This is a genomic window from Bradyrhizobium sp. BRP20 (assembly GCF_020194215.1).
In the GTDB taxonomy this organism is placed as follows: Bacteria; Pseudomonadota; Alphaproteobacteria; order Rhizobiales; family Xanthobacteraceae; genus Bradyrhizobium; species Bradyrhizobium yuanmingense.
In genome coordinates this window covers 864,097-890,602 of record NZ_JADYVY010000001.1, presented here as the reverse complement: position 1 = coordinate 890,602, position 26,506 = coordinate 864,097, and the positions used below count along the sequence as shown (strand labels likewise).

Genomic DNA, 26,506 nt, shown 5'->3' with positions numbered 1-26,506 from the left:
CGCTACCTTCCCTGTTCCAGCTGCCGCTTCTGCAGCCGCTCGTACAGCAAGAGCGGCACCAGCAGCACGACTAGCAGCACGATCGCGGCAGCCGAGGCAACCGGCCAGTCCTTGTTGGTGAAGAATTCGAGCCACAGGGTCTGGCCGATCATCAGCGAATTGGAGCCGGCCAGAAGGTCGGGAATGACGAACTCGCCGACGATCGGGATGAAGCACAAGAGCACGCCGGCGCCGACGCCGGGCAGCGACAGCGGGAAGGTGACGAGCCAGAACACCTGCCAGGGCGGCGCGCCGAGATCGGCAGCCGCTTCCTCCAGCACCGGCTCCATCTTGGCGAGCGTCGCGTAGAGCGGCAGGATCATGAACGGCAGATAGGAATAGACGATGCCGATATACATCGCGGTGTCGGTGGAGAGCCACACTACGGGCTGGCTGACCAGATGCAGCGCCAGCAGGACCTGGTTCAGCAGGCCGTCGTGCTGGAGGATGTTGATCCAGGCGTAGATGCGGATCAGGAACGAGGTCCAAAACGGCACGATCACCAGCACCATCGCCACCGCCTGCCAGCGCTGCGGCAGCCGCGCCATCCCGTAGGCGATGGGATAGCCGATCAGGAGCAGCAGCGCGGTGGCCGTGAGGGCGACGGTGAGGCTGCGGACATAGGCGAAGACGTAAATGTCGTCGGAGGCGAGCAGCTTGAAATTGTCGACCGAGAGCGCAGCGAACGCTGCCTTCAGCGCGTCCCATCCCGCCGTGAGGTCGAACACCGGCTCGTAAGGCGGCTGCGCGATCGCGGTCTGCGACAGGCTGATCTTGAGCACGAAGCCGAACGGCACCAGGAAGAACAGCACCATCCAGACATAGGGCGCGATGGCCGCGAAGCGCGCCGGCTTTGCGAAGATGCGGCGCGAGCTCATGATTGCAGCACCACGCAATCGTCGGGCGTGAACCAGGCGACGACATGCTGGTTCAGGCTGTAGGCGTCGACGTCCAGCCGCGCGCTGTTAGCGACCGACGCCTGCAGCATCCCGCCGGTGTCGAGCTTCACCTTATAGGTGGTGGTGCCGCCGAGATAGCAGATGTCCGCGATCACGCCCTCGAGGGTGTTGATCGCCGTCTCACGACCGGCCTCATTGACCGGGCCGCGCCGCGACAGCTTGACCTTCTCGGGGCGGATCGCGACCGCCAGTTTTCCGGTGCCGACGGCCTCGCGCGGCTCGGCCACCACCAGCGCCCCCGCATCGCGCGTGCCGATGACCAGACGATGACCGTCGCGCAATTTTGACTCGCCGTCGAACAGGTTGATGTCGCCGACGAACTCGGCGATCCAGCGCGAGCGCGGCGCCTCATAGAGCTCGCGGGGGTTCGCGACCTGGGCGAGCTTGCCTGATTTCATCACGCCGATCCGGCTCGCCATCGTCATCGCCTCCTCCTGGTCGTGGGTGACGATGATGAAGGTCATGCCGAGCCGCCGCTGCAGCTCCATCAGCTCGGCTTGCGTGTTTTCGCGAAGCTTCTTGTCGAGGGCTGCGAGCGGCTCGTCGAGCAGCAGGAGCTGCGGGCGGCGCGCCAATGCGCGGGCGAGCGCCACGCGCTGGCGCTGACCGCCGGACAGCTGGTCCGGCTTGCGCTTCTCCAATCCCTCGAGCTTGACCAGCGCCACCATCTCCGCCACGCGCGTGGCGATGTCGGCACGCGGCATGCCGGCGCGCTTCAGGCCGAAGGCAATGTTGTCGCGTACCGACAGATGCGGGAACAGCGCATAGTTCTGGAACATCATGTTGATCGGGCGCTCGTGCGGCAGCGCCTGCGCGATATCCTTGCCGCCGAGCAGGATACGCCCCTCGTCCGGCGCCTCGAAGCCCGCGAGCATGCGCAAGAGCGTGGTCTTGCCGCAGCCGCTCGGGCCGAGCAGCGCGAAGAACTCGCCGGCCTTGATATCGAGCGACACGCCGTCGACGGCGCGGAACGTGCCAAAGGTCTTGGCGACGCCCTCGATGCGCAGCAGCGGCTGGCCGGCCGCCGGACATGCGTCTCCGCCAGCCGGTTCAGCCGCAACGTTCATCCCGGGCAATTCTTCCGCCATGGTCCCTGCCAACCCCGATTCCGCCGCACGCTAGCGGCCGATCGTGTTTAGCTCAACCGGTTCGGGGAAAACTTACATCGCGCCGCCGTAGCCCGGATGGAGCGAAGCGGAATCCGGGGCTGTTCGCCGGCGCAGAGACTCTCCCGGATTTCGCTTCGCTCCATCCGGGCTACACCAGTGCCCGGCTCAGATCTGCCATGAACGCCGCCAGCGCGTCGTGGTCCGCCGCAGGCATTGTCAGGCCCAGCTTGGAACGGCGCCACAGAACGTCATCCGGAAAACGCGCCCACTCGCAGGTCATGAGATATCGCACCTCCGCGCCGGTCAGTTCGGGACCGAAGGCTGGGCCAAGCTCTTTGCGCGTCCTTGCTTCACCGAGCACGGCCGCCAATCGCGAGCCGTAGGCCGCGACCAGGCGCTGGGCTTCCGGCTCGGACAGAAAGCGCCAGCGCTCGCGTGCGAGGTCGACCTCGGTGTCGAAACGATCCCAGGCGAAATCTCCACCTGGCAGCGCTGCGCCGGCGGTCCAGGGCGGCGACATCGGATAGAACGGCGTCAGCCTCGTCACCGCCCGCTCGGCGCGCCGGCGCGCGGTGGTGAGGTCGCCGCCGAACATCGTGATCAGCGGTGCCTTGCGCCGGCGCGCGTGGAACAGGGTTGTGCCCTCGCGTTGCCGCGCGGACGCGGGCCTCAGATTGACGCCGCAGACCGTCCGGACCACGTCGGTCGGGGCGACGCGCTCGCGGAAGTAGCGGCTCGCCGCTTCGCAGAGATAACCGACATCGGCCCCTCGCACCGCCACGATGGCGGGGTCGCCGGTGAAATCGTGCGTGACTGTGCCGATCAGCGTGAACGCGCGCTCAAACGGGCTTGCGAAGATCAGTCGGCCGTCGCTGTTCTGGAACACGTAGACATTGTCTGAATCGAACAGCCTGGGCACGATGATCTGGCTCATCTGCATGGCCGTCGCGGCGGGCTGCGGCTGGCGCAGGACGGTCTCCGCGACGATCGAGGTCCAGCCGCCACTGGTATTGGCCAGCGCCCTTGCTGTAACGGAGCGGCGGTGGCCGCGATCGACCACGGCGAGCCGCCAGATGTCGGTTCGGTCGGCACGCACGCAGCGCGCCCCGGTCCGGATCGTCGCACCACGCTCGGCGGCGTCCAGCGCCGTGAGCACGACAAGCCGGGAATCGTCGACGATACAGTCCGAATATTCGAACGCCGTGCCGAACGGGCGCTTCAGCGCGTTGCCGACCGGGTGATGGGTGATGTCGAGGGTCGTCGATCCGGGCAGGCCGCTCCGGCCGGCGAGGACATCATAAAGAAACAGGCCGGCCCGCAGCAGCCACGGCGGACGCTCGTCCACATGTGCAGGAATCACGAAACGCATCGGCCGCACCAGATGCGGCGCGATGGCGAGCCAGGTCCGGCGCTCGGCCAGTGCCCGGCGCACCCGCCAAAAGCCGCGGCGCTCCAGCACCGAGAGATCGCCGTGGATCAGCCGCGGTGTGGCCGACGACGCCGCGCCGCCGAGATCGCCCTGCTCGAACAGGATCACCCGCAGGCCGCGGCCCGCCGCATCGCGGGCGAGGCTGACGCCGTTCAGGCCGCCGCCGATGATCGCGAGGTCGTAATCCGCCATGAAGCCGTCGAATGGGAGCGAAGCACTCCCATCCACTAGAGCGATTTCCGTTCCGATGAAATCGGAACGGTGGCTCTAGATTCATATTCTGACGCGTTTTCTTGACGCGAGCCGCTGTCCACTTCGCTCGAAAACGCTCTAACCGGTCTTCAGCGCAAGCTCCATGGCTTCGGCGCGGCCGACGAGCCCGGCATATTTGCCGATCGGCAACGGCTTGCCGAGCAGATAGCCCTGCACCCCGTCACAGCCTTCCTTGGCGAGGAAGGCGAGCTGGTCGAGCGTCTCGACGCCCTCGGCGATGATCGACATTTCGAGGCCGTGGCCGAGGTCGATGACGGCGCGCACGATCGCCGCCGATTGCGGGTTGCGGCCGAGATTGATGATGAAGGCGCGGTCGATCTTGATCTTGTCGAACGGGAACGCCTGGAGATAGCTCAGCGAAGAATAGCCGCTGCCGAAATCGTCCATGGAGATGCGCACGCCGAGCGCCTTCAGGCGGCGCAGCAGCGCAAGGCCGCGATCGAAATCCTCGATCAGAACACCTTCGGTGATCTCGAGCTCGAGCCGGCCGGGTGCGAGGCCCGTCTCGATCAGGATCGAATGGACGAGGCCGACCACGTCGCCGTGCATGAACTGCGCCGGCGACAGATTGACCGCGACCTGCAGCGGCTTCGGCCAGGACGCCGCCTCGCGGCAGGCCTCGCGCAGGATCCACTCGCCCATCTCGACGATGAGGCCGCTCTCCTCGGCGATGGGAATGAACTCGGCCGGCGAAACCTGGCCGCGCACCGGATGCTGCCAGCGCGCCAGCGCCTCGAAGCCGATGATCTCGCTCTCGGCGACGCTGTGGCCCGCGGCCCCCTGCGGCTGGAAGGCGAGCGAGAGCTCGCCATTCTTGACCGCCATGGAGAGGTCCTGGTGCAGCACGCGGCGGTCGCGGATCTGCTGGTCCATCTCGGGCTGGTAGAGGCTGATCGTGCCGCGCGACTTCTGCTTGGCGCGGAACAGCGCCGCGCCGGCATTGGCGAGCAGCGAGGCGCCATCGGTGCCATTGTGGGGAAAGACCGACATGCCCGTGGTGATGCCGGCGCGGACCGGCCGGCCGTCGATCTGAAAATCCTTCGCGACGGCTTCGCCGATCTGCTGCGCCAGCGCGAGGCCGGCCTCGGGCTGCTTGCCGTCGATGATCAGGCCGAACTCGTCCCCGGACAGGCGCGCCACCACGCCGCCGCGTGCGGAATCCTGGAGCCGATGGGCGACCTCGATCAGGAGCTTGTCGCCGAGCGCATGGCCGAAGACGTCGTTGACCTCCTTGAGGCCGTCGAGGTCGACGCAGAGCACGGCGAACTCCTCGTCCGTGCCCTCGCAAGCCTCGATCATCTGAGTCAGCGCCTGCAGGAAGGCCGCGCGATTCGGCAGATCGGTGAGGCCGTCGTGATAGGCCATGTGCGCCATGCGCGACTCGGTCTGCCGGCGGTCGGTGACATCCTCGTGGGTCTTGATCAGATATTGCGGCTCGCCGGCATCATTGACCACGGTGGCGCGGCGGGTGAGGAACAGCCGCAGGCCGTTCTTGGTAGAGATCGGATGCTCCTCGGTGATCATCCCGCGCTTCTTGATCGCGGCCTCGTCGCGCGCGACGATCAGCCTGGCTTCCTTGGCGTTGAAGATGTCGGACGCGGTCAGGCCGGTGGCTTCCTCGCGCCTGCGGTTGAGGATCGTCTCCGCGCTGCGGTTGGCGAGCAGATAGCGGCCGTCCTTGACCTGCTCCACGATCAGCGCAACCGGGATGTTGTCGACCACGAGCTCGAGGAACTTCTTGGTGCTCTCCAGCTCCTGCGACAGCGAGCGGCGGTCGGTGATGTCCTCGAACAGGATGAGCAGAAATTCGGGCTTGTTGCTCTCGTTGCGGACCACGATCCGGATCGAGGCGACCATGCGCCGCGCGCCGGCACGATCCACCTCGAACTCATTGCGGTGCTGGCCATCCGGCGAATTGAGCGCGGCCTGGTCAGCGGCCTCGATGCTGGCCGCCGAGGCCGACGCAAACAGCTCCCGTGCATTCCTGCCGACGGCGAAGTCCCGCGACAATCCCCAGAACTTCTCATAGGCGCTGTTGGCGAAGATGTAGCAGCCGTCCTCGATGTTCTTGGCCGCCACGCAGGCCGGCACATGATCGAGCACCGATTCCAGGAACTGCTTGGTGGAGGCGAGCTGCCGCGACAGGTTGCGCTGCTCGGTGACGTCGAGATGGGTCGCCACCGAGCCGCCGTTCGGCAACACGAAATACTTCACCAGGATAGCCCGTCCGTCCGGCAGTTCCGTGGTCAGGCCATTGGCGCTCGATGCCTTCCGGTAAAATTCGTCATCGGTGACGCCGAGCACTCCGCGCTCGCGGCGCAGCCTCAGGATGTCGCAACCGGTCATGTTGGGCCGGAGGTCGGATCGCGTCAGGCCATAGATCTCGAGATAGCGGTCATTGCAGAAGATGACGCGGCGCTGCGCATCCGTCATCACCACGCCCTGGTTGAGGTTGTTCATGGCGGAGGAGATGAAGGCGTTGCGACGCAGCTGCAAACGGCTGGACCGGCGCAGCGAGGAATGGATCCACAGCCCGATCGCGGCGAGGAACGAGCAGACCACGATGCCCGCGATGAGGGCTTCCCAGATCACGCCGGGATCAAGCCTGGTGAGATCGCCCGGAACGGCAAGGCTGTCCGATGCCGCAAAGGCGCGCGCAGGCGCGCCCGTAACGGCCAGGCATAGGAGGGCGTGCACAGCAATCCAAAGCGTGCTGCCCACGTGCCAGTTCTTCTCAGCCATCAGCCACCCGCGATTTCAACGTCGGATTGTCTGGCTTCGCGGGTTTGGATCGGGTAAACGCCTGTGGGCACAACAGAATAATGTGACATAAAATGCGGCAATTGCCCTGACATGATAAACGACTTCTTAACGGAAGCCCCGCCTGCGCCGCCGCATCCGGACCGTGCGCCACCGGTGCTTCCAACTGGTATCCTGCACAACCATGGATAGGGTCGATTGCGTCGTCATCGGAGCCGGCGTGGTCGGGCTCGCGGTGGCCCGGAAGCTCGCCCAGGCCGGGCGCGAGGTGATCGTGCTGGAGGAAGCCGAGGCGATCGGCACCGTCACCTCCTCGCGCAACAGCGAGGTGATCCATGCCGGCATCTACTACCGGGCCGGGAGCTGGATGGCGCGCATGTGCGTGGCAGGCAAGCACGCGCTGTACCGCTACTGCGCCGAGCGCGGCATCCCGCACAAAAATTGCGGCAAGCTGATCGTCGCGACCAGCCCGAAGGAGACCGAGAAGCTGCAATCGATCAAGGCGCATGCCGAGGCCAACGGCGTGCTCGACATGCAGCTGCTCTCGGGCGAGGCCGCACGCGCGCTGGAGCCGGCGCTCGCCTGCGACGCCGCGCTGCTGTCACCGTCGACGGGCATCATCGACAGCCATTCCTACATGCTCTCACTGCGCGGCGAAGCCGAGGACGCCGGCGCAGCTTTCGCGTTTCACACCCCGCTGATCCGTGCCAAGGCGGCGGCCGGCCTCATCGAGATCGATGCCGGCGGCGAGGCACCGATGACGCTGCAATGCAACCTCCTCGTCAACGCCGCGGGGCTGTCGGCAACGCATGTGGCGCGCAACATCGACGGCATGCCGCTGGACCGGATTCCGCCGGCCTATCTCGCCAAGGGAAACTACTTCAGCTGCAACGCCAAGGCGCCGTTCTCGCGTCTGATCTATCCGGTGCCGGAGCCCGGCGGCCTCGGGGTGCACTTGACGCTGGACATGGCAGGACAGGCGCGCTTCGGGCCTGACGTCGAATGGATCGAGACGATCGACTACGAGGTCGATCCGTCACGCGCCGAGCGCTTCTATCCCGCGATCCGCAAATACTGGCCGACGCTGCCTGACGGCGCGCTGATGCCGAGCTATTCGGGCATCCGCCCGAAGATCGTGCCGCCGGCCGTGGCCACGCAGGATTTCTTGATGCAGGGCCCGCGCGATCACGGCGTTGCAGGCCTGATCAATCTGTTCGGCATCGAATCGCCGGGACTGACGTCCTCGCTCGCGATCGCCGATCACGTCGCCGAGCTCGCAGATATCGACAGTGTTTCGAGAAGCGGATAAGTGTGCGCGTCGAGAGCCACGGGTCCAAGCAAGAGTGAGCGCCGCACAACCGTGTTGCACGGTACACACCTTGCAGCAGGGATGAGCACGGATGCTCTCATCCCTGCGTGAAGGACGTGATCAACTCTACACTGTCACGGGGGTTACTAGTGGAGCGTGTCGCCAGATTGCTTCAGACGCTCGATCTGGTCCTTGACCATCAACTTCCGGCGCTTCAACTCAACAATTTGCAGGTCGTCTGTTGAAAGGTGCACGAGAGCTTCGTGCAATTCGTTTTCGAGAAGTTTGTGCTTCCGTTCCAATTCAACGAGATGTGCCTGAATTGTCATTCGAAACCTCCTCGGTAGGGTTGAACCTTTAGGATTCGATCCGGACAACCAAGTCTACATCACCGATTCGTCCTGTCGATGGGTATCCGTCGTTGCAGCGTCATTTTTGAAAGTTCATATGTAACGAAGCGTGACTAAGGGAACCACGCCGGAAAAATCCATGATATCAATACGCCGACGCACCGCCGCAGCTCCCTGCAGAAATATGTTGCTGGAGATCGGGGACGAGGGATCGCAGATCGCTTGCGATCACGCGGCGCAAGGACGATAATTTCCACAGGGCATCCACAGCCCGGATCTCACGCCTATCGGTTTTCGGCCACCGCAGACATGACCAATGAAGATGAGCGTGAGCTCGAAGCCGAGCTCACCCGGTTGCAGCAGGAACACCGAGATCTCGATGCGGCGATCGATGCATTGCATCAATCGCCCGCCCCCGACCTGTTGCGGTTACAGCGCCTGAAGAAGCGCAAGCTGTTGTTGCGCGACCGCATCGCGTTCATCGAAGACCAGATCACCCCCGACATCATCGCCTGACCGTGAGCCGGTCTTGCGCGGCGCCCCGCCGCTTCCGAATCCGCTTGACTCAATAAGAACAAAATAGGAACATTCGCGGGCGCCCCACCTCAGAGAACGCTCAAGGACAACACACGAGGACAACGCAGATGTCGGCAACCGCCCTTTTCGACAACAGCCATTACGAACAGGCCTGCGATCAGGCGATCGCGATGTGCGACGGCAATCTGCGCAGCACCATCAAGGCGCTGATCATGGCCAACGAATATCTGGAAGCCGAGCTGGAGGAATTGCAGGCGGCGATTTCAGCCGGCTGCATTCCGGAGATCTCGCGCAGCAAGATGCGGAGCAAGAGCAGCGCCGCATAATCTTCAACCTTGGAGCAACGCCATGTCGGATGTGACCTATTACGTTGCAATGCCCTTCTTGATCGATGACGACGGATCACCCGTCGCAGGCGCTGCAGAGGAGTGTCAGTCCTCGACGGCGGCGCTGCGACGCGCAGAGATGCTGGCGCGCGGCGCCGGCCATATCGGCGCGATCGCGTTCAGCCGCAGCGGCGATCCCATGACCGGCGAATTCGGCGACGCGACGCTGCTGCGCAAGTTCGGCAACGTGCCGGAAGATCTTGCCACCCTCTAGACTAGCGCTCGCCGCCGACCAGCCTGATCCGCGGCTCGTGCCGGCGGCTCGCCTTGCGCACATACATGGCGGCATCCGCCTCCTCCAGGGCGCGGCCTGCAGCGGATTGCGGACCGAGCAGCGCGACGCCGGCCGAGGCGCCCGCGGCCACGTGCTGGCCGCGAAAAACGAATGACAATTCGTCGATCGCCTGCTCCAAGGCCGCAGCCTTGACCTTCGCATCGGTCTCGCTGAGATTCCAGAGCAGCAGCGCGAACTCGTCGCCCCCGAGCCGGCCGACCACGTCGGAGGCGCGGACCTGTCGCGTCAGCGTGGCGACAATCGCCTTGAGCACCTCATCGCCGGCGGCATGACCGAAGGAATCGTTGATCGGCTTCAGCCGATCGACGTCGAGCACGATCAGCGCCCCGCTGGCGCGGTAGCGCTTCATATAGGCGATGGCGCGCGCGAGCTCGCGCTCGAAACCGCGCCGGTTGGGAATCCCGAGCAGGAAATCGGTATCGGCGGCCGCCTCGAGCTCCGAGATCCGCAGCAGGGCCGCCTTGAGCTTGCTCCTGAGGCCGCGGATGATCGCCTTGCCGTCATCGGCAGCCGGCGCTCTGCGCAAGGCCGGTTTGGCCGCGCGGCTCGAAACGGCTTTGGATCGGGCGGCGCTCATGTTCCGGCCCTTTCTGGCCTTCGCAGGGCTCGCCCTTTTCGGTTTCTTCATGGGCATCCTGCTCAATGAAGGCTTGCGGGGATTCACCAAGACAGGATAGTGGATTCCCTTCTCCTTGCCACCGCCTTGCGAGCCGCCGGCCGGAATCATTAATCTGGCCTATCTCTCTGTTTTTCTGGGCACAATTGACGTCATGACCGCGCCGATCGCCATCATCATGGGAAGCCAGTCGGACTGGGACACGATGCGGCACGCCGCCGACACGCTTGACGCGCTCGGCATTGCTGCCGACAGCCGCATCGTCTCGGCCCACCGCACGCCCGACCGGCTGTTCGCATTCGCCAAGGGTGCCAAGGCCGCAGGTTACAAGATTATCATCGCCGGCGCCGGTGGCGCGGCCCATCTGCCCGGCATGGCGGCGGCGCTGACGGAACTTCCCGTCTTCGGCGTTCCCGTCGAATCCAAGACGCTCAAGGGCGTCGATTCGCTCTATTCGATCGTCCAGATGCCCGCGGGCATTCCGGTCGGCACCCTCGCCATCGGCAAGGCCGGCGCGATCAATGCCGCGCTGCTGGCAGCGGCCGTGTTGGCATTGTCCGACCCGGCCCTGTCGGATCGCCTCGCCGCCTGGCGCAAGGCCCAGACCGAGGCGGTCGCCGAGCGGCCGGAGGACAAGGCGTGACGGACACCAGGCACGTGAAGCTGAAGCCCGGTGACACCATCGGAATCCTCGGCGGCGGACAATTGGGCCGGATGCTGGCCATGGCCGCGGCGCGACTCGGCCTGCGCTGCCAGGTGTTCTCGCCCGATCCGGATTCGCCGGCCTTCGACGTCGTGCTGAACGCGACCTGCGCCGAATATGCCGACGTCGAGGCGCTCGAATTGTTCGCGCATGATGTCGACGTCATCACCTACGAATTCGAGAACGTGCCGGCGGCAGCCGCGCTGGTATTGGACGCGCGCCGCCCGGTGCTGCCCAACCGCAAGATCCTCGAGACGACCCAAGACCGGCTCGCCGAGAAGGATTTCGTGACGAAGCTCGGGATCGGCACTGCCGCCTACGCCGACGTCACCTCCGTCTCCTCGCTGCGCGAGGCGATCGCCAGGATCGGCCTTCCAGCGGTGCTGAAAACCCGCCGCTTCGGCTATGACGGCAAGGGCCAGGCCATCATCCGCGAGGGCGACGACATCGCGAAGGTGTGGACCAGCCTCGCCACCAAATCGGCGATCCTGGAGGCCTTCGTGCCCTACGAGCGCGAGATCTCCGTGATCGCCGCGCGCGCGGCCACGGGCGAGGTCGAGTGCTTCGACGTCACCGAGAACGAGCACCGCGACCACATCCTGAAGATATCGCGTGCGCCCGCGCCGATTCCTGACGCGCTCGCCGAGGAGGCGCGCAGCATCGCGAGCAAAATCGCAAGCGCGCTCGACTATGTCGGCGTGCTCGCGGTCGAAATGTTCGTGCTGGCAGGCGGCACCGGACCGAAGGTGCTGGTCAACGAGATCGCGCCGCGCGTGCACAATTCCGGGCACTGGACGCTCGACGGCGCCTCCGTCTCGCAGTTCGAGCAACACATCCGCGCCATCGCCGGCTGGCCGCTCGGCAAGCCGGTGCGCCACGGCGACGTCGTCACCATGACCAACCTGATCGGCGACGAGATCAACGATTACGAAAAGTGGATGAGCGTGCCGGGCGCGACCGTGCACATCTACGGCAAGGGTGCGCCGCGCCCCGGCCGCAAGATGGGCCACGTGACGGAAGTCAGGCCGCCCCGCGACAAGTGACGGGATCGCAGCAAGAGCTGCAATCCCGCCGGGCGATTGTGACTACGCCGTCTTCACGCCCGCAACGACGCCGCTGGGCTCCTCGCTGAGCCAGCGATAGATCACCCCGAGGAGCGCGCCGCCGATCAGCGGCGCGACCCAGAACAGCCACAGCTGCGACAGCGCCCAGCCGCCGACGAACAACGCCGGGCCGGTGCTGCGCGCCGGGTTCACCGAGGTGTTGGTGACGGGAATGCTGACGAGGTGGATCATCACCAGCGCGAGCCCGATCGCCAGCGGTGCGAATCCCGCCGGCGCGCGCCCATGGGTCGCCCCCATGATGATGAACAGGAACATCATGGTCATCACCACCTCGGTGAGGAAGCCGGCCATCATGCTGTACTGACCGGGCGAATGCGCGCCATAGCCGTTGGAGGCGAAGCCCTTGCTGACGTCGAAGCCGGGCGCCCCACTCGCAATGACATAGAGCAGCGATGCGGCGACAATCGCGCCCGCCACCTGGGCGATCACATAAGGCAGGATCTGGCCGGCCGGAAAGCGGCCGCCGGCGGCGAGACCGACCGTGACGGCCGGATTCAGATGGCACCCGGAGATGTGGCCGATCGCGTAGGCCATGGTGACGACGCTCAATCCGAAAGCCAGGGACACGCCGACCAGCCCGATCCCGACCTGCGGGAAGCCGGCGGCGATCACCGCGCTTCCGCAGCCCGCGAATGTCAGCCAGAAGGTGCCGATGGCTTCGGCAGCATATTTTTTGATGTCCATTGTAGTCCCTCATTGCAAAGATTCCGGAACAAAGCTCCGGTGCGGCCCCGTCCTCGGCGCCAAATCGCCCAAATCGGGGCCGCATGGAGGTATTTTCGCCGCATTTAATGGCCGAACTTGGCCCGAAAATCCGCTTGGCCGGTGGACATCTGCGGTTTTGTCTGATACATCCGCGCGCTCAAGGTTAAGGGCTTGCGCGTTTCGCCATCCCCTTTGACTTACCAGAATTCAAATCCGATCCACCTGAAGAGGATGCCGCGTGCAGGTTCTCGTTCGCGATAACAATGTTGATCAAGCCCTCAAGGCGCTGAAGAAGAAGATGCAGCGCGAGGGAATTTTCCGCGAGATGAAGCTCCGCGGTCATTACGAGAAGCCCTCCGAGAAGAAGGCCCGCGAAAAGGCCGAAGCCGTGCGCCGCGCGCGCAAGCTGGCCCGCAAGAAGCTGCAGCGCGAAGGCCTGCTGCCGATGAAGCCGAAGCCGGTGTTCGGCGCCGGCCCGGGCGGTGATCGCGGCGGTCGTGGCGGCCCCGGCGCAGGTCCGCGCGGACCGCGCTGAGCCGATTCAGCAAGACTCTAGTTTTCGATGACGCGGGCCCCGGGCCCGCGTTATTGTTTTGAGGACTTGTCGGATCAAGCTCTAGCGCGAGCCAACCGTAGATGGCCTCCCCTTTCTCCCAGCGCGGCCTTCCGCGACGGCGCCGGATCTGGCAGCCGCCGCTCGCGGCGGCCCTGACGGGGATCGTGCTGGGCGGCTGCTCGTTCGATCTGGGATCACTGATGCCGGAGAAGGACAAGCCGCAGGAGGCCCCCAAGGCCGCCGCGCCGGCCGAGAGCGCGGTGAGCGCCGGCAACGTCACCGAAGCCCAGGCCCATACCGCGAAGGCTCAGTCTCTGGCGAAGTCAGGCGAGGCCGCGGCAGCGCTCGACGAGTTCAATCGCGCGATCGGCCTCGATCCCTACAATGCGCAGGCGCTCTATGGCCGCGCCCTGATCTACCAGGGCAACAACCAGCACGACTTCGCGATCGCCGATTTCAGCGCCGCCAGCGGACTCAACCCGCAAAAGGCCGAGCCGCTGCTGGGCCGCGCCAACAGCTATCTCGCGCTCGGCAAGGTCAAGGAGGCCGCAGCCGATCTCGACGAAGCCTCCGAGGCCGATCCGAACAATGCCCAGGTCTGGACCGCGCGCGGTCAGGTCTATGAGCGCTTGGGCGACAAAGCCAAGGCGGCGGCGTCCTACACCAAGGCGGTTGCGCTTCGTCCACGCGACGAACCCGCTCGCAGCGGTCTCGCCCGCGTCGGCGGCTGACGGTTTGGCGGAGGCTGAGCGGAGTTCTAGTCGGGCGTGGCGCTCTTGGGCAGAACGGCGTTGAACATCGACTTCATGCCCGACAGCATCTCGTCGGCGACATTGGTCTTCTTCGGCCGCGGCAGGGCGGCGCCCGCATCGGCACGCAGGTCGAGCGGCGGTGCGATGACCGGCACGGGAATGTCGGCCGGCGGCGTCACCCGATTCGGATCATCGTTGCCGATCGAGGCCGTGTAGGGCGGATTGGAGCCCCCATTGCCATAGGCCTCGGGTGAGGGCGTCGAGACATTGATCGGCGGCGGCAGCGGACGGACTAAAGACGGCTCCACATTCACGACACGCGGAGCCTCCGGCGTGCGGGCGGCGTCCCGCACCGCAGGCTCAGCCGGCTTGGTCTCCGACGCGCGAGCCTCGGCAGGCTTGGTTTCCGACGACCTGGCCTCGGCAGCCTTGCCCTCGGGCGACTTGCGCAGGCGCTCGATCGCAGCACGCGCCAGATCGTTGGCGTCGGGAGCCGCGGAAGCCGCCGTCGGGGCCGAATTGGCCTCAACCACGGGAGCAGAAGCAGCCGGTGCGGATTTCGCCGCGGCCTTGTCGCGGGCAGAGGGACGGCCGCGCGGACCGGTCTCAGCGGGAGCCACGTCTGCGGCCTTGGTCTCGGCGGCCGGCGGATGATCGACCGGCTTCTCGACCGCCGCCTTGTCCGTCACGCTCTTCTCGGGGATGCCCTTGGCCTTGACGCCGGAGGCGGGAAGGTTGGCGGTATCGGTGGGTTTGCCGTCGCTGCCGGTCTGGGCAGGCGCGGTCACGGCGGCTGGGGTGTCGGCGGCCGGCTTGGCGTTGATGTAATGATTGACGATGTAGGCCCCGATGATCGTCGCGAGCACCGAGGGGAAAATATCCATCGAAATTTTTGCGAGGTATTTCAGCATTCCGACCACACTCCCCGCGCGACCTGATGCGGGAACTTTAGGGCATTGTGAGGGATCAACTGCGACGGATCGATGGCAAACGGTGGCGCGACCCTAGCGTTTCAGCTCAATTTCAAGGAACACGATCTCAGTTGAGGTTTCGTTAAGTACGTCATGCTGGACGCCGGCCTTGCGGAAATAGGATTTCCCGGCGGCAAGCTGCGCCTTGGACCTTTCGCCATTGGGCGCGACGATGGTCATCTCGCCGGCGGCGAGCGGAACGATCACATAGTCCATGCCATGGGTGTGATGGCCGGTGGCGCTGCCGGGGGCAAGCCGCCATTCCGTCACCCGGACCTCTTCGTTGTCGACCTGAACCTCGGACTGGGCGGCAAGCACCGGGAGCTCCTTCTAGGGTACGAAAACCATGAACACGTAGACGGCAAATACCACCATATGCACCAGGCCGAACAGGACATTGGTCCTGCCCGTGCCGAAGGTCAGCATGCTCAGGAAGAAGGTCAGCAGCAGGAGCACGCTGCCCTGGGCGCCGAGGCCGAGCTCGAGCTCCTTGTCGAGCGCGTAAGTGGCGACGCCGACGGCAGGAATGGTCAGGCCGATGGTCGCCAGCGACGATCCCAGAGCGAGGTTGATGCTCTTCTGGAGGTCGTTCTGGCGGGCCGCCGAGACGGCCGCGACGCCTTCCGGCATCAGGATCAGAAGCGCGACCAGAAGCCCGGCAAAGGCCGGCGGCGCGCCGATCTTGGCCGCGACGGCGTCGACCACCAGCGAGAATTTCTTGGAGAGCAGCACGACCGCCAGCAGCGCGATCAGCAGCAGCACGACGCTGAGCACCAGCATCCTGCCCGACAGATGCACCTCGCCGCTGCCGGCGTACGCCCGCTCGTGGACGAAGTAATCCTTGTGCAGGACCGTCTGGGTGTAGAGAAACACCGCATAGAGCGCCAGCGTGACCACGTCGACGAAGCCGAGCTGGACCGCCGAATAGACAGGCCCCGGCGTGGTGGTGGTGTAGTTCGGCAGGATCAGCGTGATGGTCGCGAGCGCGAACAGGACGCTGAGATAGACGTTGGCGCCGGAGAGCTGAAAACCCTGCTCGCGATAGCGCAGGCCGCCGATGAAGATGCAGAGCCCGACGAGGCCGTTGCAGACGATCATGACCACGGCGAACACGGTGTCGCGCGCCAGTGCCGGGGCAGGCTTGTCGCCCAGCATGATCGTGGTGATCAGCGCGACCTCGATGATGGTCACCGAGAGCGTCAGCACCAGCGTGCCGTAGGGTTCGCCGACCCGCTCCGCGATCACCTCGGCATGATGAACCGCCGCGAACACCGTGCCGAACAGGATGACCAGAAGGACGACGGTGAAGAGAAGACCGCCAAACGACAGCGTGAAGACGTAATCCGTGGCGCTGACGGCTGCGAACAACAGCAGGGCCAGCGCCGGAAAGACCCAGGCCGACCGGGGCATCGGATCATGCGCGCTCATCATCGGCTCCAACTACGAAAGCGAGCAATAGCAAATCGGCCGGCGGATTCAATGCCAGTGCAGGATCGGTGCGACCGGCAGGAACGTCAGCAACAGGAACAGCGGGATCAGCACGGCGCCGGCGCGCAGGAGATAACCGAAGAAGCTCGGCATCGCGACGCCGTTCTCGCGGGCGATGCTGCTCACCATGAAGTTCGGCGCGTTGCCGATATAGGTGAGTGCTCCCATGTAGACCGCTCCCATGGAGATCGAGGCGAGCGTGCCCGAGAGCTGATGCATCAGCACCTGCGGATTGCCGCCGGCGAGCTCGAAGAACAGCAGATAGGTCGGCGCATTGTCGAGGAACGCGGACATCAGGCCGGTGAACCAGAAATAAACGACCTCGCGCGGCGCGCCATCCGGCGCCGTCACCGCCGACAGCAGCCAGGCGAACGCGCCGTGATGGCCGGCATTGAGCATGGCAATGACCGGGATGATGGCGACGAAGATGCCCGCGAACAGTTTTGCGACCTCGCGGATCGGCTCCCAGGTGAAGCCGTTGGCCTGCCTGTGCTCGTCGGGCGTCAGCCACACCGACAGCGCCGCGATGGCCAGCAGCGCCAGGTTGCGCGCGACGTCCTCCAGCTCCAGCTTGGTACCGAAAATGTCGAAGGCAATGTCGGGCCTCCACATCGCCGAAGCGAGAAGGCTGGCGACGATGGCTGCGATCAGCACCAGATTGACGAGGCCGCGGATGCGCAACGGCTCTCCCCGGCCTGTGTCGGCGGGCGGCGGCTCACTGCGAAAGCGCCAGACGTCGACGACGGCGAAGATCGCGAGCAGCAGGACGGCGACGAGTGCGGTCTGCAACCAGATGGTCCGCGTGGTCCAGAAGAAGTCAACGCCATGCAGGAAGCCGACGAACAGCGGGGGATCGCCGAGCGGGCTCAGCGCGCCGCCGACATTGGCCACCAGGATGATGAAGAAGATGACGACATGGGTGTTGTGGCGCCGCTGCCGGTTGGCGCGGATCAAGGGGCGGATCAGGATCATCGCGGCACCCGTGGTACCGACGATGCTCGCCCCCAGCGTGCCGAGCGCGAGGATGCCGACATTCGCCGCCGGCGTGCCCTTGATGTCGCCCGTGATGAGGATGCCGCCGGCCACGACATAGAGCGCGAACAGCAGCACGATGAACCCGAGATATTCGGCGAGCATGGCATGGACCAGCGCCGCCAGTGTCGCCATGCCGCCGGCGAAGACGACGAGCGCGGCGAGCGCCAGTAGCGACCAGGCAGCGGTGATCTTGCCGTAATGGTGATGCCAGATCTTCGGCAACAGCAGCGGCCCCATTGCAATCGACAGCAACAAGCTGGCAAAGGGCAGCGCATAGGGCCAGCGCATCGCCGCACCATCGAGGCCGGTCGCGGCAAGCGCGTTCTGCGGCAGAAACGTCAAGCAGGAGACGACGAGCGCGGGGAGGTAACGTTGAGCCAAGCCGTCAGCCGCCAATGAAGCCTCTCGCGGTTTCGATCGCGCCATATTGATCGAGATCGTCGTGTCCGCCGCCCTCCATGCGAACGAACCGCTTGGGCTCGCGGGCGAGCGCGAACAGACGCTCTCCGAAGAGGATCGAAATGACAAGGTCATTGGTGCCATGCATGACCAGCAGCGGCACCGTGACGCGCGACATGCGCTGGTCCGAATGGAACGGGTCGCGCATCAGGAGGCGGACCGGAACGAACCAGAACGATGACCCCGCAATGTCGGCCGCCGACGTATAGGGCGCCTCCAGGATGAGTTTTCCAACGCGATGCTCCGAGGCGAGCGCGACCGCGACGCCCGTCCCGAGCGAAAAGCCCCAGGCGACGATTCGTTCCGCCGCATAGCGCGCGGTGGTGAACGCGTAGGCGGCTGCAGCGTCGCGCAGCAGGCCCTGCTCGCTCGGCATCCCGCTCGAGCCGCCATAGCCGCGATAGGACAGCGCAACGAGGCCGGTGCCGTCGGCGGTCATCGCCTTGAAACGGCCGACGCGGCCGGCGAGAAAATCGCCATTGCCGTGGAAGTAGAGGATCACGGAACGACCGGGCTTGGCCGGCACGTGCCAGACGATGACCTGCTCGCCATCAGACGTGGTCAAGACATGCTCTTGCGCCTCAGGAAGGCCCGCAGCATCGGGTGCGGTGCGACCGGCGGGCGGGATCGGAAACAGCATCTCGCGCTGGCGGACGTACAGCACGAGGAGACCGGCGCAATAGACGGTCAGGAGCACGATGGCGATCCACTTGACAATGCTCATCATTGCGCGGCCGCTCCCTCGCTTGAGACTAGGGCTTGCGACGGCTCCGCAGCAATTTCATGACGTCGGTCGCAGGCTCGCCGGAACGTCGCGGCAGCTGCACGCCGCCTTGTGGGCAGCGTGCCAGGCGACGCGCTGCTCGCGCACGCCTTGGGCGGCATGCGATCGGACTGGTGCCATTCCTAATTGATGGCCACGGTCCCTCCCCCCGTCACATCGCCTTGACGATGTTCTCGGTGACCTTCTTGGCGTCGCCGAGCAGCATCATGGTGTTGTCGCGGTAGAACAGCGGATTGTCGATACCGGCATAGCCCGACGCCAGCGAGCGCTTGATGAACATCACCGTGCCGGCCTTCCAGACCTGGAGCACCGGCATGCCGTAGATCGGCGAAGTCTTGTCCTCTTCGGCCGCCGGGTTGGTGACGTCGTTGGCGCCGATCACGAAGGCAATGTCGGCCTGCGCGAATTCGGAGTTGATGTCCTCGAGCTCGAACACCTCGTCATAGGGCACGTTGGCTTCGGCCAGCAGCACGTTCATGTGGCCGGGCATGCGGCCGGCGACCGGGTGAATGGCGTATTTCACCTCGACGCCTTCCTTCTTGAGCATGTCCGCCATCTCGCGCAGCGCGTGCTGGGCCTGCGCCACCGCCATGCCGTAGCCGGGCACGATGATGACCTTGGAGGCGTTCTTCATGATGAAGGCCGCATCGTCCGCCGAGCCGAGCTTGGCGGGCTTCTGCTCGCCCGTGGCGCCGCCGGCCGCCGCGGTCTCACCGCCGAAGCCGCCGAGGATGACCGAGATGAAGGACCGGTTCATCGCGTGGCACATGATGTAGGACAGGATCGCGCCCGAGGAACCGACCAGCGCGCCGGTGATGATCAGCGCGGAGTTGCCGAGCGTGAAGCCGATGCCCGCGGCGGCCCAGCCGGAATAGGAGTTCAGCATCGAGATCACGACCGGCATGTCGGCGCCGCCGATCGGGATGATCATGAGCACGCCGAGCGCCAGCGCGATGATGGTGATCATCCAGAAGTCGAACGCGCCGCCGGTGAGGACGAGACGGACGATAAAGAACACCAGCGCCACGGCCAGCGCGATGTTGATGATGTGACGGGCCGGCAGGATGATCGGCGCGCCGCTCATGCGCGCGGACAGCTTCAGGAACGCGATCACCGAGCCGGTGAAGGTCAGCGCGCCGATGGCGACACCGAGCGACATTTCGACCAGACTTGATGCATGAATGGCGCCGGGCTTGCCGATGTCGAAGGCCTCAGGCGCGTAGAACGCGCCGGCAGCGACCAGCACCGCGGCCATGCCGACCAGCGAGTGGAAGGCGGCGACCAGTTCCGGCATCGAGGTCATCGGCACGCGGCGGGCGATCACCGCGCCGATGCCGCCGCCGATCGCGACCGCGAGGATCACGAGGATCCAGGCCACGCCATCCGCCGGCGGATGGCTCGCCAGCGTGGTGGCGACCGCGATCGCCATGCCGATCATGCCGAACAGATTGCCCTGGCGCGAGGTTGCCGGGCTCGACAGCCCGCGCAGCGACAGGATGAACAGCACCCCCGCCACGAGATACAAGAATGCAGAGAGATTGGCGCTCATCTCAGGTCCCCATTGATCCCTTCAGCCCGAGGTGGCCGCTTACTTCGACTTCTTCTTGTACATCGCCAGCATGCGCTGGGTGACAAGGAAGCCGCCGAAAATGTTCACGCAGGCGAAGACGAGCGCGACGAAGCCGAAGCCGCGCGCCCAGCCCGAGCCGCTCGAAACCATGCCGACGCCGACCGCGAGCAGCGCGCCGACCACGATCACCGAGGAGATCGCGTTGGTCACGCTCATCAGCGGCGTGTGCAGCGCGGGCGTCACCGACCACACCACGAAATAGCCGACGAAGACGGCGAGGACGAAGATCGACAGCCGGAAGATGAAGGGGTCGACGACCTGTGCAGCGTGCTCCATGGCAATCTCTCCTTAAGCTTTCGGCTGGAAGTTAGGGTGGATCACGGCGCCGTCCTTCGTCAGCGCGGTAGCCTTGACGAGTTCGTCGTCCCAGTTGACGGCGAGCTTCTTCTCTTTCTTGTCGATCATGGTCTCGATGAAGGAGAACAGGTTGCGCGCGTAGAGGCTGGAGGCCGAGGCCGCAACGCGACCCGCAACGTTGGTGTAGCCGACGATCTTGATGCCATCGAGGTCGACGACTTCGCCGGCCTTGGCGCCCTCGACATTGCCGCCGCGTTCGACGGCGAGATCGACCAGCACCGAGCCGGGCTTCATCGACTTGACCATGTCGGCACTGACGAGCTTCGGCGCCGGGCGGCCCGGAATCAGCGCGGTGGTGATGACGATGTCCTGCTTCTTGATGTGCTCGGCGGTGAGCGCGGCCTGCTTGGCCTGGTATTCTTTCGACATTTCCTTGGCGTAGCCGCCGGCGGTCTGCGCGTTCTTGAACTCCTCGTCCTCGACGGCGAGGAATTTCGCGCCGAGGGATTCCACCTGCTCCTTGGTGGCGGGCCGCACGTCGGTCGCGGTCACGACGGCGCCGAGACGGCGCGCGGTCGCGATCGCCTGGAGGCCGGCGACGCCGACGCCCATCACGAACACCTTTGCGGCAGGCACGGTGCCGGCTGCGGTCATCATCATCGGAAAGGCGCGGCCGAAGGCTTCGGCGCCCTCGATCACGGCGCGGTAGCCGGCGAGGTTGGCCTGCGAGGACAGCACGTCCATCACCTGCGCTCGGGTGATGCGCGGCATCAATTCCATCGCGAAGGCGGCGATGCCGGCATCGGCCATCGTCTTCAGCGCGGCATCGTTGCCGTAGGGGTCCATGATGGCGATGACGAGGGCGCCGCGCTTGTACTGCGCCAGCTCGGATGCCTCAGGGCGCTTCACCTTGATGATGATGTCGGCGTCCTTGAGCGCGTCAGCGCTGACGGTGGCGCCGACCGCGGTGAATTCGGAATCCGGTAGGCCCGATTTGATGCCGGCACCCGGCTCGACGGCGATCTCGGCGCCCAACGCCTTGAACTTCTTCACCGTATCAGGCGAAGCGGCGACCCGCGGCTCCGACGGATCTATTTCTTTGGCAACGGCGATCTTCATAGGCCCTCCGGCGACGCGGACAAAAACGCGCACGCGAACTTAGCGTTACTCCCGCAACGTTTGGATACCGGTTTTGAAACCGGCTTGTATGCAAATTTAATGAGCAGCCGCCGGCGTTGGCGGATGCAGCCGACGATGGATCAGGTCAGAAAGACCGCCATCAGGATCACGATGAGCGCGACCGAGACCGTGCCGTACTTCACCAGCTTGATGAAGCCCTCATAGGTCTGCTCGTGGGCAACGTAGTCGTTGCCGTCGGCGGTGGTGTACGCCACTTCGCTATGGTCAGCCATGGAATGTCCCCAGTCGAACGTCGAATTCTCGGGCTGGGATACCTGAAAGATTTAGACAGGGCAACGGCACCGAGGCGGGGTTTTCCCGCAAATCGGGTCATTTGGAATTCCAATTGTCCCGGATCCATCGCGTCAGACTCTCCTCACTGACTTCGCCGGCGGCGAGGGAGAGGATGATCGTTGTCGCTTCCGCGGGATCGGGGCTGAAAGCTACGCCGTTCTTGCGAAGAAAAGCCATCATGGCCATGAAGGCGATGCGCTTGTTTCCATCGACGAATGCATGATTTTTCGCGAGGCCGAATGCATAGGCTGCAGCGAGTTCGTCCAACGGCGCCTGTTCCGAGCGCCATTTGTTGATCGGGCGCTCCAGCGCCGAGCGCAGCATGCCTTCGTCGCGCAATCCCGGCGCACCGCCGAAGCGCCGGAGCTGTCGACCATGAAGTGCGACAGCCTGCTCGTAGGTGACCCAGAGCGGCTCCTGAGGATCGCTCATGCGCATCGCCAGCTATTTTGCGAGCGCAGCGAGCGTGTCGCGATACTTATCCATAATCTCGTCGGCGATCTCCATCGTCCGCTCGAAATCGGGGTCGTAGGGCAGCAGCTGAAAACCACCACCAGGCAATTCCACCACATGCAATTGCTGGCCGCGCTTGAGATCGAGGCGCTGCATCAGCTCGCGTGGCAACAGCAAACCATCCGAATTGCCGATCTTCTTGATCTCAATTTTCATGGCTGACCTCCGGCGCGTTATACACTTGTATAACACAACCAACGGGTCGGTTCAACGGATGTTTTACGGATGGCGAATGCGTCAGCCCATCGCCTCCAGCTCGTCGATCATTCCGGCGATGACGCTGAGCCCGCCGTCCCAGAACTTTGGGTCCTTCGCATCTAACCCGAATGGCCGCAGCAGCTCGGAATAGTGCTTGGTACCGCCGGCGGCGAGCATGTCGAGATAGCGCTCGGCGAAACCCTCGGCTGCGTTCTCGTAGACGGCATAGAGCGAGTTCACGAGACAGTCGCCGAACGCGTAGGCGTAGACGTAGAACGGCGAATGGATGAAGTGCGGGATGTACATCCAGTAGTTCTCGTAACCCGCCTTGATCTCGATCGCCGGCCCGAGGCTCTCGCCCTGCACCGACAGCCAGATCTCGCCGAGCCGCGTCGCGGTGAGCTCGCCGTTCTTGCGCTCGGTGTGGACCGCACGCTCGAAGGAATAGAACGCGATCTGCCGCACCACGGTGTTGATCATGTCCTCGACCTTGCCGGCGAGCAGCGCCTGGCGCTGCTTCGCGCTCTTGGTCTGGGCCAGCAGCCGCTTGAAGGTGAGCATTTCACCGAACACGCTCGCGGTCTCCGCCAGGGTCAGCGGCGTCGGCGCCATCAGCGCGCCGTTCTTTGCCGCGAGCACCTGATGGACGCCATGGCCGAGCTCATGCGCGAGCGTCATCACGTCGCGCGGCTTGCCCTGGTAGTTCATGAGAACGTAAGGGTGCGCTGACGGCGTGGTCGGATGCGAGAACGCCCCGGGCACCTTGCCCGGCCGGACCGGCGCGTCGATCCAGCGGTCGGTGAAGAAGCGCTCGGCGATATCGGCCATTTTGGGCGAGAAGCCGCGATAGGCCGTCAGCACCATGCTGCGCGCCTCCGGCCAGGCGATGACATCGGTCGCCGCGAAAGGCAGCGGCGCGTTGCGGTCCCAATAGGCCAGCCGCTTCTTGCCGAACCATTTCGCTTTCAGCGCATAATAGCGATGCGACAGTTTCGGATAGGCTGCGCGCACCGAGGCGACCAGCGCATCGACGACCTCGCGCTCGACACGATTGTTCAGATGGCGGGAATCGGCCACGTCCTTGAAGCCGCGCCAGCGGTCGGAGATGTCCTTGTCCTTGGCCAACGTGTTGGTGATCAGCGCAAAGGTGCGCTCATTGGCCTTGAAGGTCTTCGCCAGTGCCTCCGCCGCGCTCTTGCGCTTGGCGCCGTCGCGATCCTGCAGCAGATTCAGCGTCGGCTCGATCGCGAGCTCCTTGGCGCCGACCTTGAAGCGGAGGCTGGAGATGGTCTGATCGAACAGCCGGTTGAAGGCTGAATAGCCGGTCTGCGCCTTCTCCAGGAAAAGCTGCTCGAGCTTGTCGTCGAGCTGGTACGGCTTCTCCTTGCGCAGATCCTCGATCCAGGGACCGTAGTGCGCGAGCTCGGCGGCCTGCATCGCGCGATTCAAAATATCGTCATCGATCCGATTGAGCTCGAGCGCGAAGAACAACAGATGCGTGGACGCCGCCGTCAGCCGCTCGGACACGTCGCCGTAAAACTTTGAAATCGCAGGGTCCACACTGTCGCCGGCATGGACGAGCCCGGCATAGGAGCCGAGACGGCCGGCGAGATCGTCGATCGCCTCATAGCGTCGCACCGCCTCGGCGAGCCACTTTCCGCCATCTTCGTTTGCTGTCCCTGTCGCCAGCTTGCCCCTGTAGTCCGTCTCGAAGGCGACGCAGTCGGCATCCATTCTCTCGAGGTCGCGCGCCACCTCCGGCGCCTCGATCCCGGAATAGAGGTCGGCCAGGTTCCACTCCGGAAGCTTGCCGGTCTTGCTCGCAGCTTTGGAGGGTGCAGCTTTGGAGGGCCTTGCCTTGGGGGCGGATTTTTTGGTGCTTGGCTTGCGGAGAGCGGGCTTGCCGGGAGCGGACTTCTTGAGAGCGGACTTGTTCAAGGCAGATTTGTTCAAGGCGGACTTGGAGCGCGAATTCATTGTGTGGGAAACCTGTGTTCAACAATCGCGGCGGCAGGCGGGGGCATCAAGGTTTAAGCGTGCGTTAATCGGCTTCGGCCAGAGTGCCCCGATTCGAGACAGATAGTAGTAGCGTGCGGGGAACACCATGGCTGCCAGTATTTTGATCGCCGACGACGACGCTGTAGCCCGCCGGCTGGTCGAGAACATGGTGCAGAAATGCGGCTATGAGACGGTCGTCGTGGACTCCGGTGACGCCGCAATTGCCGCCCTCACTGCCCCCGACGGACCGGCCATCGACGCCGTCATCCTCGACCTCGTCATGCCCGGCCTCGACGGCATGGGCGTATTGGCGAAGATCCGCGAAGCCGGCCTGAGCGTCCCCGTCATCGTGCAGACCGCTCATGGCGGTATCGACAACGTGATCTCCGCGATGCGCGCGGGCGCGGCCGATTTCGTCGTCAAGCCGGTCGGCGTCGAGCGGCTCCAGGTCTCGCTTCGCAACGCGCTCAACACGTCCGCGCTCAAGGGGGAATTGCAGCGCATCCGTCACAGCCGCGAAGGACGGCTCACCTTCTCCGACATCATCACCCGCTCCGAAGCGATGACGGGCGTGATGCGCGCCGCCCAGAAGGCGGCAAACTCCGCGATCCCCGTGCTGATCGAGGGCGAGTCCGGCGTCGGCAAGGAGATGTTCGCGCGCGCCATCCATGGCAGCGGCGAGCGCAAGGCCAAGCCGTTCGTTGCGGTCAATTGCGGCGCAATTCCCGACAACCTCGTCGAGTCCATCCTGTTCGGCCATGAGAAGGGCGCCTTCACCGGGGCCACCGAGCGGCACACGGGCAAGTTCGTCGAGGCTCATGGCGGCACGCTGTTTCTGGACGAGGTCAGCGAGCTGCCGCTGACGGCGCAGGTAAAGCTGCTGCGTGCGCTCCAGGATGGCGCCGTGGAATCGGTCGGCGGCCGCAAGCCGCTCAAGGTCGACGTCCGCATCATCTCGGCCACCAATCGCAAGCTGCTGGAGCGGGTGAAGCAGGGACAATTCCGGGAAGACCTGTTCTACCGGCTGCACGTGCTGCCGCTGACGATCCCCTCGCTCCGCGCGCGGCGTGAGGATATCCCGCACCTGCTCAGGCATTTCATCGCGCGCTTTGCCGCCGAGGAGAGCCGCCCGATCACCGGGATCAGCGGCGAGGCGGTGGCCCATCTTGCCCAGCTCGACTGGCCCGGCAACATCCGCCAGCTCGAGAACGCGGTCTATCGCGCCGTGGTGATGAGCGACGGGGACCAGCTTGGTCTCGGCGACTTCCCTCTGCTCGCCTCGCAGGCGCATCCCGTCACGGATATTCCGACCGCTCCGTTGCTGCTCGAGCCGGCGGCGACGCCCTCCGTAGTGTCGGGTAATGAAATACCAATCGCCCCGCTCCCCGCGGTGGGAACGCTGTCTATGCTCACTGCGACCGGGGATGTCCGCCCGCTGGAGGACATGGAGAACGAGATCATCCGTTTCGCGATCTCGCATTATCGCGGCCAGATGTCCGAAGTGGCTCGCCGACTCAAAATCGGCCGCTCGACGCTCTACCGCAAACTCGACGAGGCCGGGGTTCCCGGGCATGGCGGCAAAAGCGGCGAGGAGACGCATTGAGCCCAGTGCGAACGAAGCTTCGCGCGGCGGTGCGAGATCGCTCTAAGCCGTTCGCGTGACGACGGAATTCGTCTGCGATTTGAACCGTGACTTGGAAGTGACAGACAGAGGGAAAAGCGCGTGGCAGAAGCGTACAATCCGTTGCCAAGAGGCTG

28 protein-coding genes are annotated in these 26,506 nt (G+C 64.9%); 9 read left to right on the top strand and 19 right to left on the bottom strand.

Annotated features, from left to right (window positions below):
• Nucleotides 1-2: 2 nt before the first annotated feature.
• From I6F33_RS04245 to I6F33_RS04230, 4 genes are all read right to left on the bottom strand, one after another.
• Complete coding sequence (locus I6F33_RS04245; RefSeq protein WP_225112931.1) at nucleotides 3-917, bottom strand: ABC transporter permease; 915 nt, start codon at nucleotides 915-917, stop codon at nucleotides 3-5.
• Entirely contained in the window at nucleotides 914-2,086 is a 1,173-nt protein-coding gene (locus I6F33_RS04240) for an ABC transporter ATP-binding protein (protein WP_225141200.1), read from the bottom strand. Before I6F33_RS04240 ends, I6F33_RS04245 begins: the two co-directional genes overlap by 4 nt.
• 169 nt (nucleotides 2,087-2,255) lie before the next feature.
• Entirely contained in the window at nucleotides 2,256-3,728 is a 1,473-nt protein-coding gene (locus I6F33_RS04235; protein ID WP_225141198.1) for a glycerol-3-phosphate dehydrogenase, read from the bottom strand.
• 138 nt (nucleotides 3,729-3,866) lie between these two features.
• Nucleotides 3,867-6,551: an EAL domain-containing protein gene (locus I6F33_RS04230; protein WP_225141196.1), complete on the bottom strand. Its 2,685-nt coding sequence runs from the start codon at nucleotides 6,549-6,551 to the stop codon at nucleotides 3,867-3,869.
• 202 nt (nucleotides 6,552-6,753) lie between these two features.
• On the opposite strand from I6F33_RS04230, the gene I6F33_RS04225 reads away from it, so the two are divergent.
• Entirely contained in the window at nucleotides 6,754-7,878 is a 1,125-nt protein-coding gene (locus tag I6F33_RS04225) for an NAD(P)/FAD-dependent oxidoreductase (protein ID WP_035998729.1), read from the top strand.
• Between the two features lie 146 nt (nucleotides 7,879-8,024).
• Here I6F33_RS04225 and I6F33_RS04220 read toward each other — a convergent pair whose 3' ends face one another.
• Complete coding sequence (locus tag I6F33_RS04220) at nucleotides 8,025-8,207, bottom strand: YdcH family protein (RefSeq protein WP_008546178.1); 183 nt, start codon at nucleotides 8,205-8,207, stop codon at nucleotides 8,025-8,027.
• A 330-nt stretch (nucleotides 8,208-8,537) separates the two neighbouring features.
• On the opposite strand from I6F33_RS04220, the gene I6F33_RS04215 reads away from it, so the two are divergent.
• The 3 genes from I6F33_RS04215 (at nucleotide 8,538) to I6F33_RS04205 (ending at nucleotide 9,365) form a co-directional block, all read left to right on the top strand.
• Nucleotides 8,538-8,744, top strand: a complete 207-nt coding sequence (locus I6F33_RS04215; protein ID WP_008546179.1) for a YdcH family protein — start codon at nucleotides 8,538-8,540, stop codon at nucleotides 8,742-8,744.
• 128 nt (nucleotides 8,745-8,872) lie between these two features.
• Nucleotides 8,873-9,091 carry a hypothetical protein gene (locus I6F33_RS04210; protein ID WP_035998725.1) on the top strand — a complete coding sequence of 73 codons (219 nt, stop codon included), beginning with the start codon at nucleotides 8,873-8,875 and terminating at the stop codon, nucleotides 9,089-9,091.
• Between the two features lie 22 nt (nucleotides 9,092-9,113).
• Nucleotides 9,114-9,365: a hypothetical protein gene (locus I6F33_RS04205; protein WP_036021965.1), complete on the top strand. Its 252-nt coding sequence runs from the start codon at nucleotides 9,114-9,116 to the stop codon at nucleotides 9,363-9,365.
• Nucleotide 9,366: 1 nt separating this feature from the next.
• Here I6F33_RS04205 and I6F33_RS04200 read toward each other — a convergent pair whose 3' ends face one another.
• Complete coding sequence (locus I6F33_RS04200; protein WP_225141194.1) at nucleotides 9,367-10,074, bottom strand: GGDEF domain-containing protein; 708 nt, start codon at nucleotides 10,072-10,074, stop codon at nucleotides 9,367-9,369.
• Between the two features lie 142 nt (nucleotides 10,075-10,216).
• On the opposite strand from I6F33_RS04200, the gene purE reads away from it, so the two are divergent.
• Together purE and I6F33_RS04190 are read left to right on the top strand one after the other, a co-directional pair.
• Nucleotides 10,217-10,705 carry a 5-(carboxyamino)imidazole ribonucleotide mutase gene (gene purE, locus I6F33_RS04195; protein WP_035998720.1) on the top strand — a complete coding sequence of 163 codons (489 nt, stop codon included), beginning with the start codon at nucleotides 10,217-10,219 and terminating at the stop codon, nucleotides 10,703-10,705.
• A complete protein-coding gene (locus I6F33_RS04190; RefSeq protein WP_035998717.1) occupies nucleotides 10,702-11,808 on the top strand; it encodes a 5-(carboxyamino)imidazole ribonucleotide synthase in 1,107 nt (368 codons plus the stop codon). The genes purE and I6F33_RS04190 overlap by 4 nt, the downstream gene beginning before the upstream one ends.
• A gap of 42 nt (nucleotides 11,809-11,850) precedes the next feature.
• Here the strand turns inward: I6F33_RS04190 and aqpZ are convergent, their stop codons facing one another.
• The gene (gene aqpZ, locus I6F33_RS04185) at nucleotides 11,851-12,573 is read right to left on the bottom strand and encodes an aquaporin Z (RefSeq protein WP_225141192.1); all 723 of its coding nucleotides are present in this window, start codon (nucleotides 12,571-12,573) and stop codon (nucleotides 11,851-11,853) included.
• 259 nt (nucleotides 12,574-12,832) lie between these two features.
• On the opposite strand from aqpZ, the gene rpsU reads away from it, so the two are divergent.
• Both rpsU and I6F33_RS04175 read left to right on the top strand, forming a co-directional pair.
• On the top strand, nucleotides 12,833-13,129 hold the full coding sequence (gene rpsU, locus I6F33_RS04180; protein ID WP_008546194.1) for a 30S ribosomal protein S21: 297 nt from the start codon (nucleotides 12,833-12,835) through the stop codon (nucleotides 13,127-13,129).
• A gap of 101 nt (nucleotides 13,130-13,230) precedes the next feature.
• Nucleotides 13,231-13,881: a tetratricopeptide repeat protein gene (locus tag I6F33_RS04175; protein ID WP_074447704.1), complete on the top strand. Its 651-nt coding sequence runs from the start codon at nucleotides 13,231-13,233 to the stop codon at nucleotides 13,879-13,881.
• Between the two features lie 26 nt (nucleotides 13,882-13,907).
• Here I6F33_RS04175 and I6F33_RS04170 read toward each other — a convergent pair whose 3' ends face one another.
• The 12 genes from I6F33_RS04170 to I6F33_RS04115 all read right to left on the bottom strand — a co-directional run bounded on the left by I6F33_RS04170 (nucleotide 13,908) and on the right by I6F33_RS04115 (nucleotide 24,727).
• On the bottom strand, nucleotides 13,908-14,813 hold the full coding sequence (locus I6F33_RS04170) for a hypothetical protein (RefSeq protein ID WP_225141191.1): 906 nt from the start codon (nucleotides 14,811-14,813) through the stop codon (nucleotides 13,908-13,910).
• A gap of 93 nt (nucleotides 14,814-14,906) precedes the next feature.
• Nucleotides 14,907-15,191: a cupin domain-containing protein gene (locus I6F33_RS04165; protein WP_035998690.1), complete on the bottom strand. Its 285-nt coding sequence runs from the start codon at nucleotides 15,189-15,191 to the stop codon at nucleotides 14,907-14,909.
• Nucleotides 15,192-15,203: 12 nt separating this feature from the next.
• Nucleotides 15,204-16,301: a calcium:proton antiporter gene (locus tag I6F33_RS04160; protein ID WP_035998688.1), complete on the bottom strand. Its 1,098-nt coding sequence runs from the start codon at nucleotides 16,299-16,301 to the stop codon at nucleotides 15,204-15,206.
• A gap of 48 nt (nucleotides 16,302-16,349) precedes the next feature.
• Entirely contained in the window at nucleotides 16,350-17,777 is a 1,428-nt protein-coding gene (locus I6F33_RS04155; RefSeq protein ID WP_225141189.1) for a sodium:proton antiporter, read from the bottom strand.
• Between the two features lie 4 nt (nucleotides 17,778-17,781).
• On the bottom strand, nucleotides 17,782-18,579 hold the full coding sequence (locus I6F33_RS04150) for an alpha/beta hydrolase (RefSeq protein WP_225126654.1): 798 nt from the start codon (nucleotides 18,577-18,579) through the stop codon (nucleotides 17,782-17,784).
• Nucleotides 18,580-18,790: 211 nt separating this feature from the next.
• Entirely contained in the window at nucleotides 18,791-20,188 is a 1,398-nt protein-coding gene (locus I6F33_RS04145) for an NAD(P)(+) transhydrogenase (Re/Si-specific) subunit beta (protein WP_225126282.1), read from the bottom strand.
• A gap of 39 nt (nucleotides 20,189-20,227) precedes the next feature.
• Nucleotides 20,228-20,545 (bottom strand): proton-translocating transhydrogenase family protein, encoded by a 318-nt coding sequence (locus I6F33_RS04140; RefSeq protein ID WP_035998681.1) that lies wholly within the window; start codon nucleotides 20,543-20,545, stop codon nucleotides 20,228-20,230.
• A gap of 12 nt (nucleotides 20,546-20,557) precedes the next feature.
• Nucleotides 20,558-21,685, bottom strand: a complete 1,128-nt coding sequence (locus I6F33_RS04135) for a Re/Si-specific NAD(P)(+) transhydrogenase subunit alpha (protein ID WP_225126284.1) — start codon at nucleotides 21,683-21,685, stop codon at nucleotides 20,558-20,560.
• A gap of 140 nt (nucleotides 21,686-21,825) precedes the next feature.
• Entirely contained in the window at nucleotides 21,826-21,978 is a 153-nt protein-coding gene (locus I6F33_RS04130) for an aa3-type cytochrome c oxidase subunit IV (RefSeq protein WP_035998674.1), read from the bottom strand.
• 97 nt (nucleotides 21,979-22,075) lie between these two features.
• Nucleotides 22,076-22,471 carry a type II toxin-antitoxin system death-on-curing family toxin gene (locus I6F33_RS04125; protein ID WP_225139251.1) on the bottom strand — a complete coding sequence of 132 codons (396 nt, stop codon included), beginning with the start codon at nucleotides 22,469-22,471 and terminating at the stop codon, nucleotides 22,076-22,078.
• A gap of 12 nt (nucleotides 22,472-22,483) precedes the next feature.
• Entirely contained in the window at nucleotides 22,484-22,708 is a 225-nt protein-coding gene (locus I6F33_RS04120) for an AbrB family transcriptional regulator (protein ID WP_035998672.1), read from the bottom strand.
• Between the two features lie 81 nt (nucleotides 22,709-22,789).
• Nucleotides 22,790-24,727, bottom strand: coding sequence for a M3 family oligoendopeptidase (locus tag I6F33_RS04115; protein WP_225139252.1), 1,938 nt, complete (start codon nucleotides 24,725-24,727; stop codon nucleotides 22,790-22,792).
• Between the two features lie 127 nt (nucleotides 24,728-24,854).
• Between I6F33_RS04115 and I6F33_RS04105 the strand changes: the two genes are divergently transcribed.
• Nucleotides 24,855-26,351, top strand: coding sequence for a sigma-54 dependent transcriptional regulator (locus I6F33_RS04105; protein WP_225141187.1), 1,497 nt, complete (start codon nucleotides 24,855-24,857; stop codon nucleotides 26,349-26,351).
• The last annotated feature ends 155 nt before the right edge of the window (nucleotides 26,352-26,506 follow it).

Excerpts from the sequence above, each read along its gene's own strand:
- I6F33_RS04130 (WP_035998674.1), bottom strand. The coding sequence starts at position 21,978 with ATGGCTGACCATAGCGAAGTGGCGTACACCACCGCCGACGGCAACGAC.
- I6F33_RS04175 (WP_074447704.1), top strand. The coding sequence starts at position 13,231 with ATGGCCTCCCCTTTCTCCCAGCGCGGCCTTCCGCGACGGCGCCGGATC.
- I6F33_RS04215 (WP_008546179.1), top strand. The coding sequence starts at position 8,538 with ATGACCAATGAAGATGAGCGTGAGCTCGAAGCCGAGCTCACCCGGTTG.
- I6F33_RS04235 (WP_225141198.1), bottom strand. The coding sequence starts at position 3,728 with ATGGCGGATTACGACCTCGCGATCATCGGCGGCGGCCTGAACGGCGTC.
- I6F33_RS04105 (WP_225141187.1), top strand. The coding sequence starts at position 24,855 with ATGGCTGCCAGTATTTTGATCGCCGACGACGACGCTGTAGCCCGCCGG.
- purE (WP_035998720.1), top strand. The coding sequence starts at position 10,217 with ATGACCGCGCCGATCGCCATCATCATGGGAAGCCAGTCGGACTGGGAC.
- I6F33_RS04135 (WP_225126284.1), bottom strand. The coding sequence starts at position 21,685 with ATGAAGATCGCCGTTGCCAAAGAAATAGATCCGTCGGAGCCGCGGGTC.
- I6F33_RS04230 (WP_225141196.1), bottom strand. The coding sequence starts at position 6,551 with ATGGCTGAGAAGAACTGGCACGTGGGCAGCACGCTTTGGATTGCTGTG.
- I6F33_RS04140 (WP_035998681.1), bottom strand. The coding sequence starts at position 20,545 with ATGGAGCACGCTGCACAGGTCGTCGACCCCTTCATCTTCCGGCTGTCG.
- I6F33_RS04125 (WP_225139251.1), bottom strand. The coding sequence starts at position 22,471 with ATGAGCGATCCTCAGGAGCCGCTCTGGGTCACCTACGAGCAGGCTGTC.
- I6F33_RS04170 (WP_225141191.1), bottom strand. The coding sequence starts at position 14,813 with ATGCTGAAATACCTCGCAAAAATTTCGATGGATATTTTCCCCTCGGTG.
- I6F33_RS04210 (WP_035998725.1), top strand. The coding sequence starts at position 8,873 with ATGTCGGCAACCGCCCTTTTCGACAACAGCCATTACGAACAGGCCTGC.
- I6F33_RS04225 (WP_035998729.1), top strand. The coding sequence starts at position 6,754 with ATGGATAGGGTCGATTGCGTCGTCATCGGAGCCGGCGTGGTCGGGCTC.
- I6F33_RS04145 (WP_225126282.1), bottom strand. The coding sequence starts at position 20,188 with ATGAGCGCCAATCTCTCTGCATTCTTGTATCTCGTGGCGGGGGTGCTG.
- I6F33_RS04205 (WP_036021965.1), top strand. The coding sequence starts at position 9,114 with ATGTCGGATGTGACCTATTACGTTGCAATGCCCTTCTTGATCGATGAC.
- I6F33_RS04120 (WP_035998672.1), bottom strand. The coding sequence starts at position 22,708 with ATGAAAATTGAGATCAAGAAGATCGGCAATTCGGATGGTTTGCTGTTG.
- I6F33_RS04240 (WP_225141200.1), bottom strand. The coding sequence starts at position 2,086 with ATGGCGGAAGAATTGCCCGGGATGAACGTTGCGGCTGAACCGGCTGGC.
- aqpZ (WP_225141192.1), bottom strand. The coding sequence starts at position 12,573 with ATGGACATCAAAAAATATGCTGCCGAAGCCATCGGCACCTTCTGGCTG.
- I6F33_RS04150 (WP_225126654.1), bottom strand. The coding sequence starts at position 18,579 with ATGAGCATTGTCAAGTGGATCGCCATCGTGCTCCTGACCGTCTATTGC.
- I6F33_RS04200 (WP_225141194.1), bottom strand. The coding sequence starts at position 10,074 with ATGAAGAAACCGAAAAGGGCGAGCCCTGCGAAGGCCAGAAAGGGCCGG.
- I6F33_RS04220 (WP_008546178.1), bottom strand. The coding sequence starts at position 8,207 with ATGACAATTCAGGCACATCTCGTTGAATTGGAACGGAAGCACAAACTT.
- I6F33_RS04160 (WP_035998688.1), bottom strand. The coding sequence starts at position 16,301 with ATGAGCGCGCATGATCCGATGCCCCGGTCGGCCTGGGTCTTTCCGGCG.
- I6F33_RS04115 (WP_225139252.1), bottom strand. The coding sequence starts at position 24,727 with ATGAATTCGCGCTCCAAGTCCGCCTTGAACAAATCTGCCTTGAACAAG.
- I6F33_RS04245 (WP_225112931.1), bottom strand. The coding sequence starts at position 917 with ATGAGCTCGCGCCGCATCTTCGCAAAGCCGGCGCGCTTCGCGGCCATC.